This is a genomic window from Kitasatospora sp. NPDC052868 (genome assembly GCF_044547105.1).
Lineage (GTDB): Bacteria > Actinomycetota > Actinomycetes > Streptomycetales > Streptomycetaceae > Kitasatospora.
In genome coordinates this window covers 476,981-492,613 of sequence record NZ_JBITZW010000003.1, presented here as the reverse complement: position 1 = coordinate 492,613, position 15,633 = coordinate 476,981, and the positions used below count along the sequence as shown (strand labels likewise).

Below are 15,633 nucleotides of genomic sequence, written 5' to 3'. Positions count from 1 at the left end.
ACTCGGCCTCTCCCCCTCCGGCCCGGGACCTCGCGCCCCGGCCACGGTCCACCGGCCGCGCACCAGGTGGCCGTACGCGGTGACCTGGCGCCCCGTCAGGGCGGTGGCCCAGGGGGTGGGCGGCCTTCCGGTCGCCGCACCGCACCGATGTTCCCTGGTGGGACCCTACACCACTTCGGTCACTCAATGACACGCACACTCAACTTAGAGTAATGGCGCAGGGGTGGGGAATTGCACCCGATTCCGCCGGATCGGCCCGGTTGGCGGCGGCGCGCGGGCGGGGGCTCACGCGGCGCGCACGGGAGCACGCGGCGGCGCCCGCCGCCGGCCGCACCCGGGCGCGGTCCCGGCGGCGGACCGGCGGATCAGCGGCCGGCCGCGGCGAGGTCCTCCGGGAAGAGCCGGAGCCGGTGGGCCAGCGCGGCCGCCTCGCCCCGGCCGGTCACCTCCAACTTGCCGAGGATGTTGGAGACGTGCACGCTCGCGGTCTTCGGCGAGATGTACAGCTCCTCGGCGATCTGCCGGTTGGTACGGCCCTGCGCGAGCAGTCGGAGCACGTCCCGCTCACGGGGGGTGAGGCCGAGGGACTCCCCGGCGAGCGGCGCCTTGGCGGGGGCTGCCCGGCGCGCGGTGAGCGCCAGGCCGGCCCGGTCGGCCAGCGCGGCGATCTCGGCGAGCAGCGGGGCGTCACCCCGGGCCTTGGCCAGCTTCCGTGCCTCGCGCAGCAGTTCGCCGGCCTCCTCGCGGCGCCCGGCCAGCACCTCGGCCTCGGCGGTGCGCAGCAGCGCCCAGGCCAGCGGGTACGCCAGTGCGGTCGGGCGCAGCGCGTCGACGGCGGCCGACCAGTGCGCCGGGGTGTCGGCGCCCTCGGCCCGGGCCAGTTCGGCCTCCAGCAGCCGGGCCCAGCCGTGGTGCAGCGGCGCCTTGGGGGTCAGCCCGGCGGCCGCGGCGGCGATCCTGGCCAGTACCTCGGCGCGGCCGTCCTCGGCCTCCGGCAGGCCCCGGCAGTCGGCCTCCACCGCGGCGCCCTCCACCAGCAGCGGGTAGAGGTCGGCCTCCTGCCCGATCGGCAGGTCCAGTGCCGCCAGCAGCTCGGCGCGGGCCTCCAGCGGGCGTCCGCTCAGGGCGGCGATCCGCACGGCCAGCCGGCTGATCGGCACCGAGTGCTGGAGCTGGCCGATCCGGTTGGCCGCCCGGGCCTGCGCCAGCAGTCCGGTCGCGGCCGACAGGTCGCCGCTCAGCAGGGCGAGTTCGCCGCGCATCCGGTCCAGGAACTCCGCGTGGGTGCCGTGCGGGCGGGTCGCCTCGGAGTCGGCCAGCACCCGGGCGGCCTCCTCGGTGCGGCCGAGGTCGATCAGCGCCTCGGCCAGGTTGCCGATCAGGATGGTGCCGGTGTTGCGCAGCAGCCCGGTGCTGTCGGCGGCCTCCAGCCCCTCGCGGGCGAGCGCCACCGCCTCCTCGGAGCGGCCCAGCCCGCGCAGCATGCTGGCCAGGTTGTTGATCCCGCGCAGCAGGACGTCGGGCACCCCGAGCCGGCGGGTGGCCTCCACCGCCGCGGTCAGTTCGGCGACGGCGGCGTCCGGGTCGTTGCCGAGGTCGTTGTGCAGGCTGGAGAGGGTCATCCGGGCGTGCTGCTCGACCGAGTGCGCGCCGACCTGCCGGGCGATCGCCACGGCCCGCTCGGCGAGTTCGATGTGCTCCGGCCCGGGGTGCTTGAGCATCGCGACGCCGGCCCCGAGCGCGAACACCTCGGCCTGGACGGCGGACGGCGCGAGGTTCTCGACCAGCCGGTGGGCGTGCGCGATCTCCTCGTCGTCGCCGGAGCGGCGCAGGTGGCCGAGCATCCGGGCCCGGTTGATCCGGAACCAGGCGGCGCGGGCCGGGTTCTCCTGCTCGTCGACCAGCTTCAGTGCGCGCCGGGACAGGCTCAGCCCGCGCTCGCGGTCGCCGCTGCGGCGGGCCGCGACCACCGCCTCGGCCAGGACGTCGATCAGTTGCAGCCGCGCGCAGGAGGCGTCGTGCGTATCGTGGTCGCAGCCGCAGGGCGGGTAGGTCTCGGCCCAGTCGTAGGGGCGCAGGGTGTGCTCCAGGACGTCCTCGGACACCTGGTCCCACAGCTCCAGGGCGCGCTCCAGCATGCCCAGCTGCTCGGCGAAGGCGTTGCGCCGCCGGGCGGCCCGGGCGGCGTCCAGGGCGGTCGGCAGGGCCCGCGCCGGATCGTGCGCGTGGTACCAGTAGTTGGCCAGCCGGGCCGGGCGGACGTCGCAGGCGACCAGGTGGGGCTGGGCCTCCAGGGCGGTGGCGAAGTGGCGGTTGATCCGGTGCCGCTCGCCGGGCAGCAGGTCGTCCGAGACGGCCTCGCGGACCAGCGCGTGCCGGAAGCGGTAGCCGTCGCCGTCGGTGTCCGGGCGCAGGATGTTGGCGCCGACGGCGGCCCGCAGCGACTCGATCAGCTCCTCCTCGTCGTCCAGGACGGCGGCGAGCAGCGCGTGTTCGACGTAGGAGCCGCCCTCGGCGGCGATCCGCACGGCCCGCTGGGTCCCCTCGTCCAGGCTCTCGACCCGGACCAGCAGGATGTCGCGCAGCGAGTCGGTCAGTCCGGAGAAGCAGCCGTCCTGGAAGGCGGTGGCGAGCTCCTCGACGAAGAACGGGTTGCCCTCGGAGCGGCGGTGGATCCGGTCGACCAGCTGGCTGTCGGGCGCGCCGGTGCCGAGGATGCCGGCCAGCTGGGCGGCCACCTCGCCGCGGCGGAAGCGCTCCAGCTCCAGCCGCTGGACGGTGCGCAGCCGTTCGAGCTCGGCGAGGAAGGGCCGCAGCGGGTGGCGGCGGTGCAGGTCGTCGGTGCGGTAGGTGGCGACCAGCAGGACCCGGGCCCGGTGCAGGGTGCGGACCAGGTAGGCGAACAGCTCGCGGGTGGAGCGGTCGGACCAGTGCAGGTCCTCGACGGCGAGGACGAGGGTACGGTCCACGCCGAGTCGCTCGAACAGCCTCGCGGTGTGCTCGAACAGCCGGGCTCGGCCGTACTCGTCGTTGGGCTCGCCGTCGGCCTCGCCGAAGTCGGGCAGCAGCCGGGCGAGATGGCCCTCGCTGCCCTCGGCGGCGGCCTCCAGTTCGGCGCCCAGGGCGCGGTGCAGCCGACGCAGCGCGGTGGACAGCGGCGCGTACGGCAGGCCCTCGGCGCCGACCTCCAGGCAGCCGCCGACGGTGGTGACGACCTGTCCGCCGCCGTCGCAGGCCTGCTGCAGGAACTCCTCCAGCAGCCGGGTCTTGCCGACCCCCGCCTCGCCGCCGATCAGCACGGCCTGCGGGCTGCCGGCCCCGGCCCGGCGCAGCGCCTCCCCCAGTGCGGTGATCTCGGTGCCACGGCCGACGAAGACGGGACTCACCGATATCTGCTGCATGGATGCGAGCATGCCATAGGCCCAGTCGGCAGGCCGACCGGTTATCCCGTCCCCCGGACGGCCGGAAGGGGAGGCGCCGGTGGGCACCTCCCCTTCCTTCTCCCCCTCGGCACCCGAGGGGTGCCGGTCTGTCAGCACTCGCGGAGGTGAGCGGCGCGCCGCTCGGTACGGGTGCCGACCAGGCGGCGCAGTCCGCGCCCGGCCCGCGGGGCCCTGGCCTGGAGGACCAGCCGTTCCTGCTCGGCGCGGTGGCGCAGCTCCCGCTGGTGCTGCTGGATGAGCTCGTACTCGATCACGGTGTTTCCCCTCGTGGTGGTCTCTCGTTCTGAGGTAAAGATTCCTCTCCCAGTGGGGGGTGCCACATCGGCAGCCTGCCGGATCTTGCGGGCGGTCTTCGGCTTAGACCCGGCACCCCGGGTACGGCAAAGGCCCGGATCCACCCCACTTACGAGGTGAATCCGGGCCCTGAGTCGACCTAAGGTGCCTTAGAAGGCCTTAGGCGCCTTAGAACCGTAGGCAAAACCGCGGTTCTGCGGACAGTTCCTACTACTGGCCCTCCACGCCGAGGCGCTCCAGGCTGTACTTACTGGCCCTCCACGCCGAGGCGCTCCAGGATGAGGTCCTTCACGCGCGCCGCGTCGGCCTGGCCACGGGTGGCCTTCATGACCGCGCCGACCAGCGCGCCCACGGCCGCGACCTTGCCGTCGCGGATCTTGGCGGCGATCGCCTCGTTGCCGGCGATGGCCTCGTCGACGGCCGCACCGAGCGCGGAGTCGTCCGAGACCACGGCCAGGCCGCGCTTCTCGACGACCTCGTCCGGCTCGCCCTCGCCGGCCAGCACGGCCTCGATGACCTGGCGGGCCAGCTTGTCGTTCAGCTTGCCCTCGGCGACCAGCGCGGTGACCCGGGCGACCTGCACCGGGGTGATCGGCTGCTCGCTCAGCTCGGTGCCGGTCTCGTTGGCCCGGCGGGCCAGCTCGCCCATCCACCACTTGCGGGCCTGGTCGGCCGGGGCGCCGGCGGCGATAGTCTCCAGGATCGGCTCGACCGCGCCGGCGTTCAGCACCGACTGCATGTCCTTGTCGGACAGGCCCCAGTCGCCCTGCAGCCGGGCGCGGCGCACCCGCGGCAGCTCGGGCAGCCCGGCGCGCAGCTCCTCGACCCACTCCCGGGCGGGCGCGATCGGCACCAGGTCCGGCTCGGGGAAGTAGCGGTAGTCCTCGGCGTTGTCCTTGATCCGGCCGGAGGTGGTGGAGCCGTCCTCCTCGTGGAAGTGCCGGGTCTCCTGGATGATCGTGCCGCCGTCGGTCAGCACGGTCGCGTGCCGCTGGATCTCGAACCGGGCGGCCCGCTCGACGCTGCGCAGCGAGTTGACGTTCTTGGTCTCGGAGCGGGTGCCGAACGTGGTGGTGCCGTTGGGGCGCAGCGACAGGTTGACGTCGCAGCGCATCTGGCCCTTGTCCATCCGGGCCTCGGAGACGCCCAGCGCCTTGATCAGCTCGCGCAGCTCGGCGACGTACGCCTTGGCGACCTCGGGGGCGCGCTCACCGGCGCCCTCGATCGGCTTGGTGACGATCTCGATCAGCGGGATGCCGGCCCGGTTGTAGTCCAGCAGCGAGTGCGAGGCACCGTGGATACGGCCGGTGGCACCGCCGACGTGGGTGGACTTGCCGGTGTCCTCCTCCATGTGGGCGCGCTCGATCTCCACCCGGAAGGTCGAGCCGTCCTCCAGCTGCACGTCGAGGTAGCCGTTGAAGGCGATCGGCTCGTCGTACTGCGAGGTCTGGAAGTTCTTCGGCATGTCCGGGTAGAAGTAGTTCTTCCGCGCGAACCGGCACCACTCGGCGATCTCGCAGTTCAGCGCCAGACCGATCTTGACGGCCGACTCCACGCCGATCGCGTTGACCACCGGCAGCGAGCCCGGCAGGCCGAGGCAGGTCGGGCAGACCTGGCTGTTCGGCTCGGCGCCCAGCTCGGTCGAGCAACCGCAGAACATCTTGGTCTTGGTGCCCAGCTCGACGTGGACCTCCAGGCCCATCACCGGGTCGAACGACGCGAGAGCGTCCTCGTAGGAGACCAGGTTCATGACGCTCACAGCGTCCCTTCACTAAAAAGTCTTTGGGAGGTACGGGCCCGGCCGCCGCTCGCGCGGGGCCGGGCCGGGGCGCTCAGCCCAGCAGGACGTCGTCGTCGCCGAGGCGGCGCAGCTCGCGTACCAGCAGGGCCGTACCGGTGACCAGGGCGGCGGCGCCGACCAGGGCGTTGATCAGCTTGAGCGTGTCGTTCTCGCCGCGGGCGCGCTTGACGTCCTTGACGATCGACACCGCGCCGAAGGCGCTGGTGCCGATGGACAGCCACAGGCCGGGCTTGCTGTGCTTGAAGCCCTTGGCCTTCTCGATCTTGCTCACAGTGCCGGTGCCTCCTCCAGCAGGGGGTGCCCCCACTTGTCGTTGAGTGCGGCCTCGACGGCGCCGCCCACGCGGTACAGGCGGTCGTCCGCCATCGCGGGTGCGATGATCTGCAGGCCGACCGGGAGATTGTCCTCCGGGGCGAGCCCGCAGGGCAGCGACATGGCCGCGTTGCCCGCGAGGTTCGACGGAATCGTGCAGAGGTCGGCCAGGTACATCGCCATCGGGTCGTCGGCGCGCTCGCCGATCGGGAAGGCGGTGGTCGGGGTGGTCGGGGAGACCAGCACGTCCACACCGGCGAAGGCGGCGTCGAAGTCGCGCGAGATGAGCGTGCGGACCTTCTGGGCCGAGCCGTAGTAGGCGTCGTAGTAGCCCGAGGAGAGGGCGTAGGTGCCGAGGATGATGCGGCGCTTCACCTCGGGGCCGAAGCCGGCCTCGCGGGTGAGGGCGGTGACGTCCTCGGCGGAGCGGGTGCCGTCGTCGCCGACCCGCAGGCCGTAGCGCATCGCGTCGAAGCGGGCCAGGTTGGAGGAGGCCTCGCTGGGCGCGATCAGGTAGTACGCCGGCAGCGCCAGGGTGAAGGACGGGCAGGAGACCTCGACGACCTCGGCGCCCAGCTCGCGCAGCAGCTCCACGGACTCGTTGAAGCGCTGCATCACGCCGGCCTGGTAGCCCTCGCCGGCGAACTCCTTGACCACGCCGATCCGCATGCCGCGCACGTCGCGCAGCTTGGCGGCCTCGACCACGGCCGGGACGGGCGCGTCGATCGAGGTGGAGTCCAGCGGGTCGTGCCCGGCGATCGCCTCGTGCAGCAGCGCCGCGTCCAGCACGGTGCGGGCGCAGGGGCCGCCCTGGTCCAGCGAGGAGGAGAACGCGACCAGGCCGTAGCGGGACACCGAGCCGTAGGTCGGCTTGACGCCGACCGTGCCGGTGACGGCGCCGGGCTGGCGGATCGAGCCGCCGGTGTCGGTGCCGATCGCCAGCGGGGCCTCGAAGGCGGCCAGCGCGGCGGCCGAACCGCCGCCGGAGCCGCCGGGGATGCGGGAGAGGTCCCACGGGTTGCCGGTCACGCCGTAGGCGGAGTTCTCGGTGGAGGAGCCCATCGCGAACTCGTCCATGTTGGTCTTGCCGAGGATGACGACGCCGGCGTCCTTGAGACGCGTGGTCAGCGTGGCGTCGTACGGCGGGATCCAGCCCTCGAGGATCTTGGAGCCGCAGGTGGTCGGCACACCCTTGGTGGTGAAGACGTCCTTCAGCGCGAGCGGGACGCCGGCCAGCGGGCCCAGCTCCTCGCCCTTGGCGCGCTTCTCGTCGACGGCGCGGGCGGCGCTCAGCGCGCCCTCGGTGTCGACGTGCAGGAAGGCGTTGACCTTCTGGTCGACGGCGCCGATGCGGTCCAGGTGGGCCTGGGCGACCTCGACGGCGGAGACCTCGCCCTTGGAGATCGCGGAGGCGGTCTCGGCGGCGGTGTAGTGGATCAGGTCGGTCATGGTGGGTCAGTCCTCCCCGAGGATCTGCGGCACACGGAAACGCTGCTCCTCGGCGGCCGGGGCGCCGGCCAGCGCCTGGTCCGGGGTGAGCGACGGCCGCACCTCGTCCGCGCGCATGACGTTGGTCAGCGGCAGCGGGTGGGAGGTCGGCGGGACGTCCTGTCCGGCGACCTCGGAAACGCGGGCGACCGCGCCGATGATCACGTCGAGCTGCTCGGCGAAGTGGTCCAACTCTTCGGCCTGCAACTCAAGACGCGACAGCCGAGCGAGGTGGGCGACCTCCTCGCGCGTGATGCCAGGCATGCAGCGATCCTCAGGGTGAGTTCTGGTGAGACCCGGCGACGCGCTCAGGCGGTGCCGGGCCCGGGCAGGAGCAGCCGGCTCGGCGCTCCCGTCCTCTTGGTCTGTGGCCCCATCCTATGGGGCTCGGCCCGGCCACCGGCCAACGAGTAACCGCCGGGCCCGGTCACCGCGGCGCCGGCGGCCGCCGCCGCGGCCTGCTCGGGGCCCGGTCACCGTGGTGCCGGCGGGCGCTACTGCGGCCTGATCGGCGCCCAACTCGGCGCGGCGGGGGCCTGGATCTCCAGATGCGCGGCCTGGACGGCCTGGATCGCCGGCGGCAGGACGGGCGGCATGGCAGGCGGGATCGCCGGCTTGACGACGGAGGGCAGCTGCGGGGCCGAGGTCAGCCGCTCCACCGGCGGGGCCCCGGTGCGGTGCACCCGCAGCCAGGCGGTGGCCTGCTCGGCCGGCAGCGCCGCCGAGACCAGCCAGCCCTGGACGGCGTCCACGCCCATGCCGTGCAGCCGCTCCCAGGTCTCGTCGTCCTCGACGCCCTCGGCGACGACGGTCAGGCCCAGCGAGTGGGCCAGCTCCACCGAGCAGCGGACCACGGCCGCGTCGTGGTCGTCGGCGACCATCCGGGAGACGAAGGAGCGGTCGATCTTCAGCTCGCCGACCGGCAGGCTGCGCAGCCGCACCAGCGAGGAGTGGCCGGTACCGAAGTCGTCCAGGGACATCCCCACGCCGTAGCCGCGCAGCTCGGCGAGGGTGTCGGCGGCCCGCCGGGAGTCGTCCAGCAGCAGCCGCTCGGTGATCTCCAGCTGGAGTGCGTGGGCCGGCACCTGGTGGCGCACCAGGTGCCCGGCGACCCGCTGGGCGAAGCCGGGGTTGAGCACGTCGCGCGGCGAGACGTTCACCGCGACCTGCACCTGGAGGCCCTGCTCGCGCCAGTAGGCGAGCTGGCCGACCGCCGCCTCCAGCACGTAGTCGGTCAGCCGGGGCATCAGGCCGCTGGACTCCGCCAGCCCGACGAACTCGTCCGGGGAGACCTTGCCCTGGCCGGGCCGCTCCCAGCGCAGCAGCGCCTCCAGACCGACCACCCGGCCGTCGAAGGCCACCTTCGGCTGGTAGTGCAGCTGCACCTCACCGGTCTCCAGGGCCCGCCGCAGATCGCCGAGCAGCCCGATCCGGTACGGCGTGTCGGCGTCCTGGGCCTCGTCGTACTGCTCGACGCTGGTCCGGCCGCGCTGGGCGTGGCCCATCGCGACGTCGGCCCGGCGCAGCAGCGCCTCGGCGTCCTGGGCGTGCTGCGGGTAGACGCAGACGCCCGCGCTGGCCTCCAGCACGAGCAGCAGACCGTCCAGCCGGATCGGTGCGGCCAGCTCGGCGATCAGCGCCTTGGCGACCCGTTCCAGGGTGTCCGGGCAGCCGATGCCGGGCAGCAGGACGGCGAACTCGTCCCCGCCCATCCGGGCCACCAGCGGGCGGCCGCGCCGGTAGTGCCGGGGCAGCCCGGCGAAGACGTCGTCGATCGACTCCCGGGTCGCGCTGCCCGCGTGGCCGCCGGAGCGCAGCGCCCGGTGCAGTCGGCGGGCGATGTGAACCAGCAGCCGGTCGCCGGCCGTGTGTCCGAGTGTGTCGTTGAGCGACCGGAAGCGGTCGAGGTCGAGGAGGATGAGACCGACGCTGTAGCCGTCCTCCTGCTCGGCGATCGCCTCCTGGGCGGCCAGGAGTAACGCCTGACGGTTGGGCAGATCCGTCAGCGGGTCGGTCAGCTGGTCACGGGCGCGGTCCCGGGCGATCCGCCAGGCCGCGAAGAGCACGGCCAGCGGCACCGCGAACAGCGGCAGCAGCTCGGGTTCGTACCGGTAGACCAGGACGGCCAGCGGGATGAGCGGCGCGGCGCCGGCCAGCAGCACGCCGAGCAGCAGGACCGCACCTGCCACCCCCTGCGGCGGGCGTGTGGGCGCACCGCCGGTCGTACGATCCATAAGCCCTGTCCTCCGTCGGGCCCGCCCCGTCAGGCCGCCTTACGGTGAGGCACCGCACTGGTACCGGCAGCTGCCGGGCATGGAGCGACCCCGCGGAGACCGGCTCAGCCGGTGCCCCCACCCCTGCTGACACTCTGTTGCGCTCCAGGGTATTCCCGGGCCCACCCGGCGGGCAGACTTTCGGACAACCGGGAACGCGCCACCGCGTTCCGGTGCCGCACGGTGACACAATGCCCGCTTTCACCGTGCGGCACCCGATGACGTTGCATCAGGACGATAACAAGACCGGGCCGCCCCTCCCGCGCGCGGGTCAGCCTTCGGCCGGGGCCTCCTCGGGCGCCTGCTCCAAGGCCTGCTCAGCGGCCTCTTCGGCGGCCTCGGGGGCCGCGATCCCGAGGTGGGTGCGGGCCGCCTGCGGACCCTGCTCCAGCAGGACGGTGAAGCCCGCGTCGTCCAGGACGGGCAGGCCGAGCTGAACGGCCTTGTCGTACTTGGAACCGGGGTTGTCACCGGCGACGACAAAATCGGTCTTTTTGGAGACCGACCCCGTCACCTTGGCACCGCGCGAGGTCAGCGCCTCCTTGGCGCCGTCCCGGGTGTGCCCGGCCAGCGTGCCGGTGACGACGACCGTCAGGCCCTCCAGCGGGCGCTCGCCCTCCTCCTCGGTGCGCTCCTCGACGAACCGGACGCCGGCGGCGCGCCACTTCTCCAGGATCTCCCGGTGCCAGTCCTCCTGGTACCACTCGATGATCGAGCGGGCCGTGCCGGAGCCGACGCCCTCGGTGGCGGCCAGCCGCTCCTCGTCGGCCGCGAAGATCGCGTCCAGGTCCCGGAACTCGCGTGCCAGCGCGTCGGCGGCCACCGGCCCGACATGGCGGATCGACAGGCCGTTGAGGAACCGCCAGAGCGGCTGCCGCTTGGCCTTCTCCAGGTTCTCCAGCAGCAGGCCGGTGGTCTTCTTCGGCGCGCCCGTGGTGGTGGCGAAGAAGAACACCTCCTTCTCCTCCCCCGTGGTGTCGTCCAGCTTGGGCATGCCCGTCTTCGGGTCGCGCACCAGCACCCGGATCGGCAGCAGCTGCTCCTCGGAGAGCCCGAAGATGTCGCCCTCGTCCCGGACCGGCGCCTCGGCCGGCTCCAGCGGCTGGGTCAGCGCGGTGGCCGCGACATAGCCCAGGCCCTCGATGTCCAGCGAGGACCGGCCGCCGAGGAAGGCGATCCGCTCGCGGATCTGCGCCGGGCAGAACTGCGCGTTCGGGCACCGCAGGTCGATGTCCCCCTCGGCCATCGCGCGCAGCTCGGCGCCGCACTCGTGGCAGTGCGAGGGCATCACGAACTCCACCTCGGTGCCGTCCCGCAGGTCGTACACCGGCCCGAGGATCTCGGGGATGACGTCCCCCGCCTTGCGCAGCACCACGGTGTCGCCGAGCATGACGTCCTTGGCCTTCACCACCTGCTGGTTGTGCAGCGTCGCGTACTGGACCATCGAGCCGGCCACCTTCACCGGCTCGGCCAGCACCGCGTACGGGGTGGCCCGGCCGGTGCGCCCGATGCCGACCTTGATGGCGGCCAGCCGGCCGGTCACCTCCTCCGGCGGGTACTTCCACGCGATCGCCCAGCGCGGGGACTTGGAGGTGGCGCCGAGCCGGCCCTGGAGGGCGATCTCGTCCACCTTGACCACGACGCCGTCGATCTCGTGCTCGACGGAGTGCCGCTGCTCGCCGAAGTGCCTGATGAACTCGCGGACCTCCGCCAGGGTGCCGACCACCCTGTTGTGCCGGGCGGTGGGCAGGCCCCAGTCGTGCAGCAACCGGTAGGCGTGGGACTGGCAGTCGATGTCGAAGCCGGAGCGCGCGCCGATGCCGTGCACCACCATGTGCAGCGGGCGGGAGGCGGTGACGAGCGGGTCCTTCTGGCGCAGCGAACCGGCCGCGGCGTTGCGCGGGTTCATGAACAGCCGGATCATCGCCCGGGGCCGGCGGCCCTCCTTGGCGCGCTCCTCGTTCTCCTGCCGGCGGAGCTCGTTCTCCTGCGCGAACGAGGCGTTCAGCGCGTCGAACTCCTCGGTGGGGAAGTACACCTCGCCGCGGATCTCCACCAGCTGCGGGATGTTCTCGCCCTTGAGCTGGTGCGGGATCTCCTTGATGGTGCGGACGTTGGCGGTGATGTCCTCGCCGACCCGGCCGTCGCCGCGGGTCGCCGCCTGCACCAACTGGCCGTTCTCGTAGGTGAGGTTGACCGCCAGGCCGTCCACCTTGAGCTCGCACAGGTAGTGGTAGTCGATGCCGTGCAGCTCGGTGGCGACGCGCTCGGCCCAGGCGGCGAGCTCCTCGTCGTCCATCGCGTTGTCCAGGCTGAGCAGCCGCTCGCGGTGCTCGACCGGGGCGAACAGTTCGGTGGGCGCCCCGCCGACCCGCTGGGTCGGCGAGTCCGGCGTGACCAGCGCCGGGTGCTCCGCCTCGATCGCCTCCAGCTCGCGCATCAGCGCGTCGAACTCGGCGTCGCTGACGACCGGCGCATCCTGCTCGTAGTACCGCGACCGGTGGTCCTCGATCTCGGCCGCCAGCTCGGCGTGCCGCCTGCGCACCTCCGCCGGGATCTCCTCCCAGCCCTCGACAGCCACCACCGCAAGCCCTCCTACGCTCTTATTCCGGGTTGTCCACCAGGCTCTGGGCCGCCCTCACGCTCAGTGACAGCGCTTTGCGCGCATACGCCGGGGAGGCCCCGGCGAGCCCGCAGGTGGGCGTCACCAGCACACGGCGGCCCAGCAGCTCCGGGGCGAACCCGAGCCTGCGCCACAACGTCCTGACACCCTGGACACTACCGGCCGGGTCGGACACTGCCGTTGATTGAGAGGACGCCTGGTCAGAGGACGCCTGGTCGGTGGAGGGCACGACCCCGGCGAGGATCATGGTGCCCGCCTCGACGGCCTCGCCGAGGTCCTCGTCGCTACGGTCCGTCAGGAGCGAGAAGTCCAGCGAGATCCCGGCCACCCCGGCCCGGCGCAGCAGCGGGATCGGCACGGAGGGGGCGCAGCAGTGCACCACCACGGGCGCGTCCAGGCCCCGGACCACCTCGCGCAGCACCTCCTCGGCGACCTGGCGGTCCACCGAGCGCAGCCGCTGGAAGCCGCTGGCGGTCTTCACCGCGCCGGTCAGGACGGCGGGCAGCGAGGGCTCGTCGAGCTGGAGCACCACCTGCGCGCCGGGGATGCGCGTACGGACGTCGGCGAGGTGGCGGCGCAGCCCCTCGGTGAGCGAGCCGGCGATGTCGCGGCAGGCGCCGGGGTCGGCGAGCGCCTTCTCCCCGTGCTTGAGCTCGATCGAGGCGGCCAGCGTCCACGGTCCGACGGCCTGCAGCTTGAGCGCGCCCTGGTAGCCCTGGGTGAACTCCTCCAGCGCGTCCAGGTCCTCGCCGAGCCAGGAGCGGGCGCGCCGGGTGTCCCGGCCTGGCCGGTCGGTGAACCGCCAGCCGCTCGGCTCGGTCTGCGTGAACAGCTCGACCAGCAGGCCGGCCCCGCGTCCGATCATGTCGGCACCCGGGCCGCGCGCGGGCAGTTCGGGCAGGAACGGCAGCTGCTCCAGGGCCCCGGTGGAGGTCTTGGCGGCCTCCCGTGCGTCGGTGCCGGGCAGCGAGCCGACGCCGGTGGCGGCGCCACGCAGGTCGGGGAAGGGGAGTCCGTTGGTCACCCCGGAAGCGTACGAGATCGGAGCTGCGCCGGCGGACGGGCGCGGCCCCGGTCCGAGCGCGGGGCTCGGGCCGGGGCCGCGGGTGTGCGGGTAGTGCGGGTAGTGCAGGTGTGCGGGTCCGGCGGTCAGTAGACCTGGAGCCCGAAGATGTCGACCACCACGTGCACCGGTGCGTCGCTCGCGTTGTAGAAGGAGATCCGGCCGTCCTTCACCGGGACCACGACCTGGTTGGCGATGGTCTCCCCCGAAAGGAAGTTGAGGTTCGAGGCGTTCGGCGCCGCGTCCCCGTGCGGGTACGCGGTGAGGTGGCCCTCGGCGCCCGGTCCGGTGACCGTGACGTTCAGGACCGCCGCGCCCAGGTTCGGCACGCCGCTGACGTCGACGTCGAGGGTCCCCCAGGCCGCGACGGCGCCCGCCGGGCGGTCCCCGGCCTCGCTGTGGCCGACCTCGCGGGTGTCCATGATCCGCGACGGCCCGGCGGTGTAGTAGGTCAGGCGCCCCTCGGCGGCGTAGTAGCCGGCCAGGTCGGCGATCAGGTGCACCGTGCCGCCCGAGGCGTTGTGGAAGGACACCTTGCCGTCCTTCACCGGCACCGTCACCAGGTTCGCGATCGTGCGGCCGGCGGGCCAGTTGAGGTTGGACGCGGTCGGCGCCGCGTCACCGTGCGGGTAGACCGTGAGGTGGCCCTCCTGCTGCGGATCCGTGACGGTCACGTTCATCGTCACCGCCGTCACCCCGCTCGCCGGGATCCCCGCCACACCGGTCACCGGCAGGTCGATCGTGCCGTACGCCGGGACGGCCTGCGCCGACGGCGCCCCGATCGGCGCCCGGGTGTCCAACAGCCGGGCCGGGCCCTGCGGGTGGAAGAGGTCGCCCTTCGGGCCGTAGTAGCCGGCCAGGTCGGCGATCAGGTGCACCGTGCCGCCGGAGTGGTTGTAGAAGGACACCTTGCCGTCCTCCACCGCCACCGTCACCTGGTTCGGAATCGTCCGGCCGGCGGCCCAGTTGAGGTTGGACGCGGTCGGAGCGACGTACCCGTGCGGGTAGACCGTGAGGTGGCCCTCCTGCTCGGGATCCGTGACGGTCACGTTCATCGTCACCGCCGTCACCCCGCTCGCCGGGATCCCCGCCACACCGGCGACCTGAAGGTCCACCGTGCCGTACGCCGGGACGGCCTGCGCCGACGGCACCCCGATCGGCGCCCGGGTGTCCAACAGCCGGGCCGGGCCGGCCGCCGTGAAGAGGCTGCCGAAGTTCAGGGACTCGTACGCCCCCCGGTCGCGGACGCCGCTGCCGGTACCGGTGTTGGGCACGGTCGGGTCGTCGGTGGCCGCGGTACCCCAGTTGTCGGTTGCCAGCATCCCCGGCGCGGCCTCGTCGGCCGAGTCGATCATGTGGCTGACCGGCTGGTCGGGGCCTCGGCGCGCCAGGGTGGTCGGCTCGATGAAGTCGTGGGCGCCCTGGCCGCTCGCCGCGGTGAACGCCGGCTGGTCGGCGTACGGGGCGCCGGCCCAGCTGTAGGCGCCGCCTCCACTGGTCGGGTCGACCAGGTTGTAGTCCGCCCTGGTGCCGCCGGTGGCGCTCTGGGCCACGGCGATTCCGGTGGCGCGCGCGGCACTTGCGCCGCACGCCCGGGTGGCGGACTGCGCCGTGTTCACCGTGTTGTTCTCGACGACCGCGCCGCCGGAGGCACCGTTCAGCACGATGCCGGGGAAGCACTCGGTCTGCACGGAGTTGGCCACGACCACGGTGTTCGGGGCGTCCTCGACCACGATCCCGGTGCCGTCGGCGCTGCTGCCGGGAGTGACCAGGTTCGTGGTCAGCACCGTCCCGGTGGAGCCCCCGTCGACCCGGAAGGCCGGACCGCCCAGGTGGTGGAGGCTGCCGGCCGCGAAGACGACCCGGTCGGAGCCGTTGGTGATGTGCACGCCGCTGCCGCCGGAGCCCTGGACGCCGGTGAAGGACACGTCGTGCCCGCCGTCGACCACCACGACCGGCCTGAAGTACGACCCGAGGCTCAGGTTCTCGAACCTGATGTGCTCGGCGCCCTTGACCACGATGGCGCTGGTCGGGGCGTTCGGCGCACCGCCGGTGAGGTTGGCGTTGCCGTGGTTCCTGGCCGGGCCGCGGAAGGTGATCGGCGCCTCGGCGGTACCCGAGCGCGTCACGGTCACCGCGTTGTCGACGTAGCCGCCCGCCGCGATCTCCACCGTCTGCCCGGGCAGCACCACCGCGGCCGCGGCGCCGACGTGGCAGAACGGCGCCGCACGGGTACCGGTACCGCTGTCGGTGCAGTTGGCGCCCGCGCCGTTGTCGACGTAGAGCGTGGTGGCCGCGGCGACCGCACCACCCGCTCCGACGGCCGGCAGGCCGAT

General features: G+C 73.2%; 9 protein-coding genes and 1 pseudogene. All 10 read right to left on the bottom strand.

All coding sequences use genetic code 11. The features are described from left to right. Positions 1-365 precede the first annotated feature (365 nt). Positions 366-3,401, bottom strand: coding sequence for an AAA family ATPase (locus tag ACIGZJ_RS08535; protein ID WP_396456533.1), 3,036 nt, complete (start codon positions 3,399-3,401; stop codon positions 366-368). A 131-nt stretch (positions 3,402-3,532) separates the two neighbouring features. Next, positions 3,533-3,697 (bottom strand): hypothetical protein, encoded by a 165-nt coding sequence (locus ACIGZJ_RS08530; RefSeq protein WP_396456532.1) that lies wholly within the window; start codon positions 3,695-3,697, stop codon positions 3,533-3,535. A 287-nt stretch (positions 3,698-3,984) separates the two neighbouring features. Further along, complete coding sequence (gene gatB, locus ACIGZJ_RS08525) at positions 3,985-5,496, bottom strand: Asp-tRNA(Asn)/Glu-tRNA(Gln) amidotransferase subunit GatB (protein ID WP_396456531.1); 1,512 nt, start codon at positions 5,494-5,496, stop codon at positions 3,985-3,987. A gap of 73 nt (positions 5,497-5,569) precedes the next feature. Continuing rightward, positions 5,570-5,809, bottom strand: a complete 240-nt coding sequence (locus ACIGZJ_RS08520) for a hypothetical protein (RefSeq protein ID WP_387945351.1) — start codon at positions 5,807-5,809, stop codon at positions 5,570-5,572. Next, the gene (gatA, locus tag ACIGZJ_RS08515) at positions 5,806-7,299 is read right to left on the bottom strand and encodes an Asp-tRNA(Asn)/Glu-tRNA(Gln) amidotransferase subunit GatA (protein WP_396456530.1); all 1,494 of its coding nucleotides are present in this window, start codon (positions 7,297-7,299) and stop codon (positions 5,806-5,808) included. The genes ACIGZJ_RS08520 and gatA overlap by 4 nt, the downstream gene beginning before the upstream one ends. 6 nt (positions 7,300-7,305) lie before the next feature. Then, positions 7,306-7,602 (bottom strand): Asp-tRNA(Asn)/Glu-tRNA(Gln) amidotransferase subunit GatC, encoded by a 297-nt coding sequence (gatC, locus tag ACIGZJ_RS08510; protein WP_030302932.1) that lies wholly within the window; start codon positions 7,600-7,602, stop codon positions 7,306-7,308. 230 nt (positions 7,603-7,832) lie between these two features. Next, positions 7,833-9,509: pseudogene (locus ACIGZJ_RS08505) on the bottom strand (putative bifunctional diguanylate cyclase/phosphodiesterase); the annotation flags it as partial. A 373-nt stretch (positions 9,510-9,882) separates the two neighbouring features. Further along, positions 9,883-12,192 (bottom strand): NAD-dependent DNA ligase LigA, encoded by a 2,310-nt coding sequence (gene ligA / locus ACIGZJ_RS08500; protein WP_396456551.1) that lies wholly within the window; start codon positions 12,190-12,192, stop codon positions 9,883-9,885. A 22-nt stretch (positions 12,193-12,214) separates the two neighbouring features. Further along, the gene (locus ACIGZJ_RS08495) at positions 12,215-13,258 is read right to left on the bottom strand and encodes a methionine synthase (protein WP_396456529.1); all 1,044 of its coding nucleotides are present in this window, start codon (positions 13,256-13,258) and stop codon (positions 12,215-12,217) included. 125 nt (positions 13,259-13,383) lie between these two features. Then, on the bottom strand, positions 13,384-15,489 hold the full coding sequence (locus tag ACIGZJ_RS08490) for a right-handed parallel beta-helix repeat-containing protein (protein WP_396456528.1): 2,106 nt from the start codon (positions 15,487-15,489) through the stop codon (positions 13,384-13,386). Between the last annotated feature and the right edge of the window lie 144 nt (positions 15,490-15,633).

Coding starts and splice junctions, on each gene's coding strand:
- gatC (WP_030302932.1), bottom strand. CDS start 7,602: ATGCCTGGCATCACGCGCGAGGAGGTCGCCCACCTCGCTCGGCTGTCG.
- ACIGZJ_RS08535 (WP_396456533.1), bottom strand. CDS start 3,401: ATGCAGCAGATATCGGTGAGTCCCGTCTTCGTCGGCCGTGGCACCGAG.
- gatA (WP_396456530.1), bottom strand. CDS start 7,299: ATGACCGACCTGATCCACTACACCGCCGCCGAGACCGCCTCCGCGATC.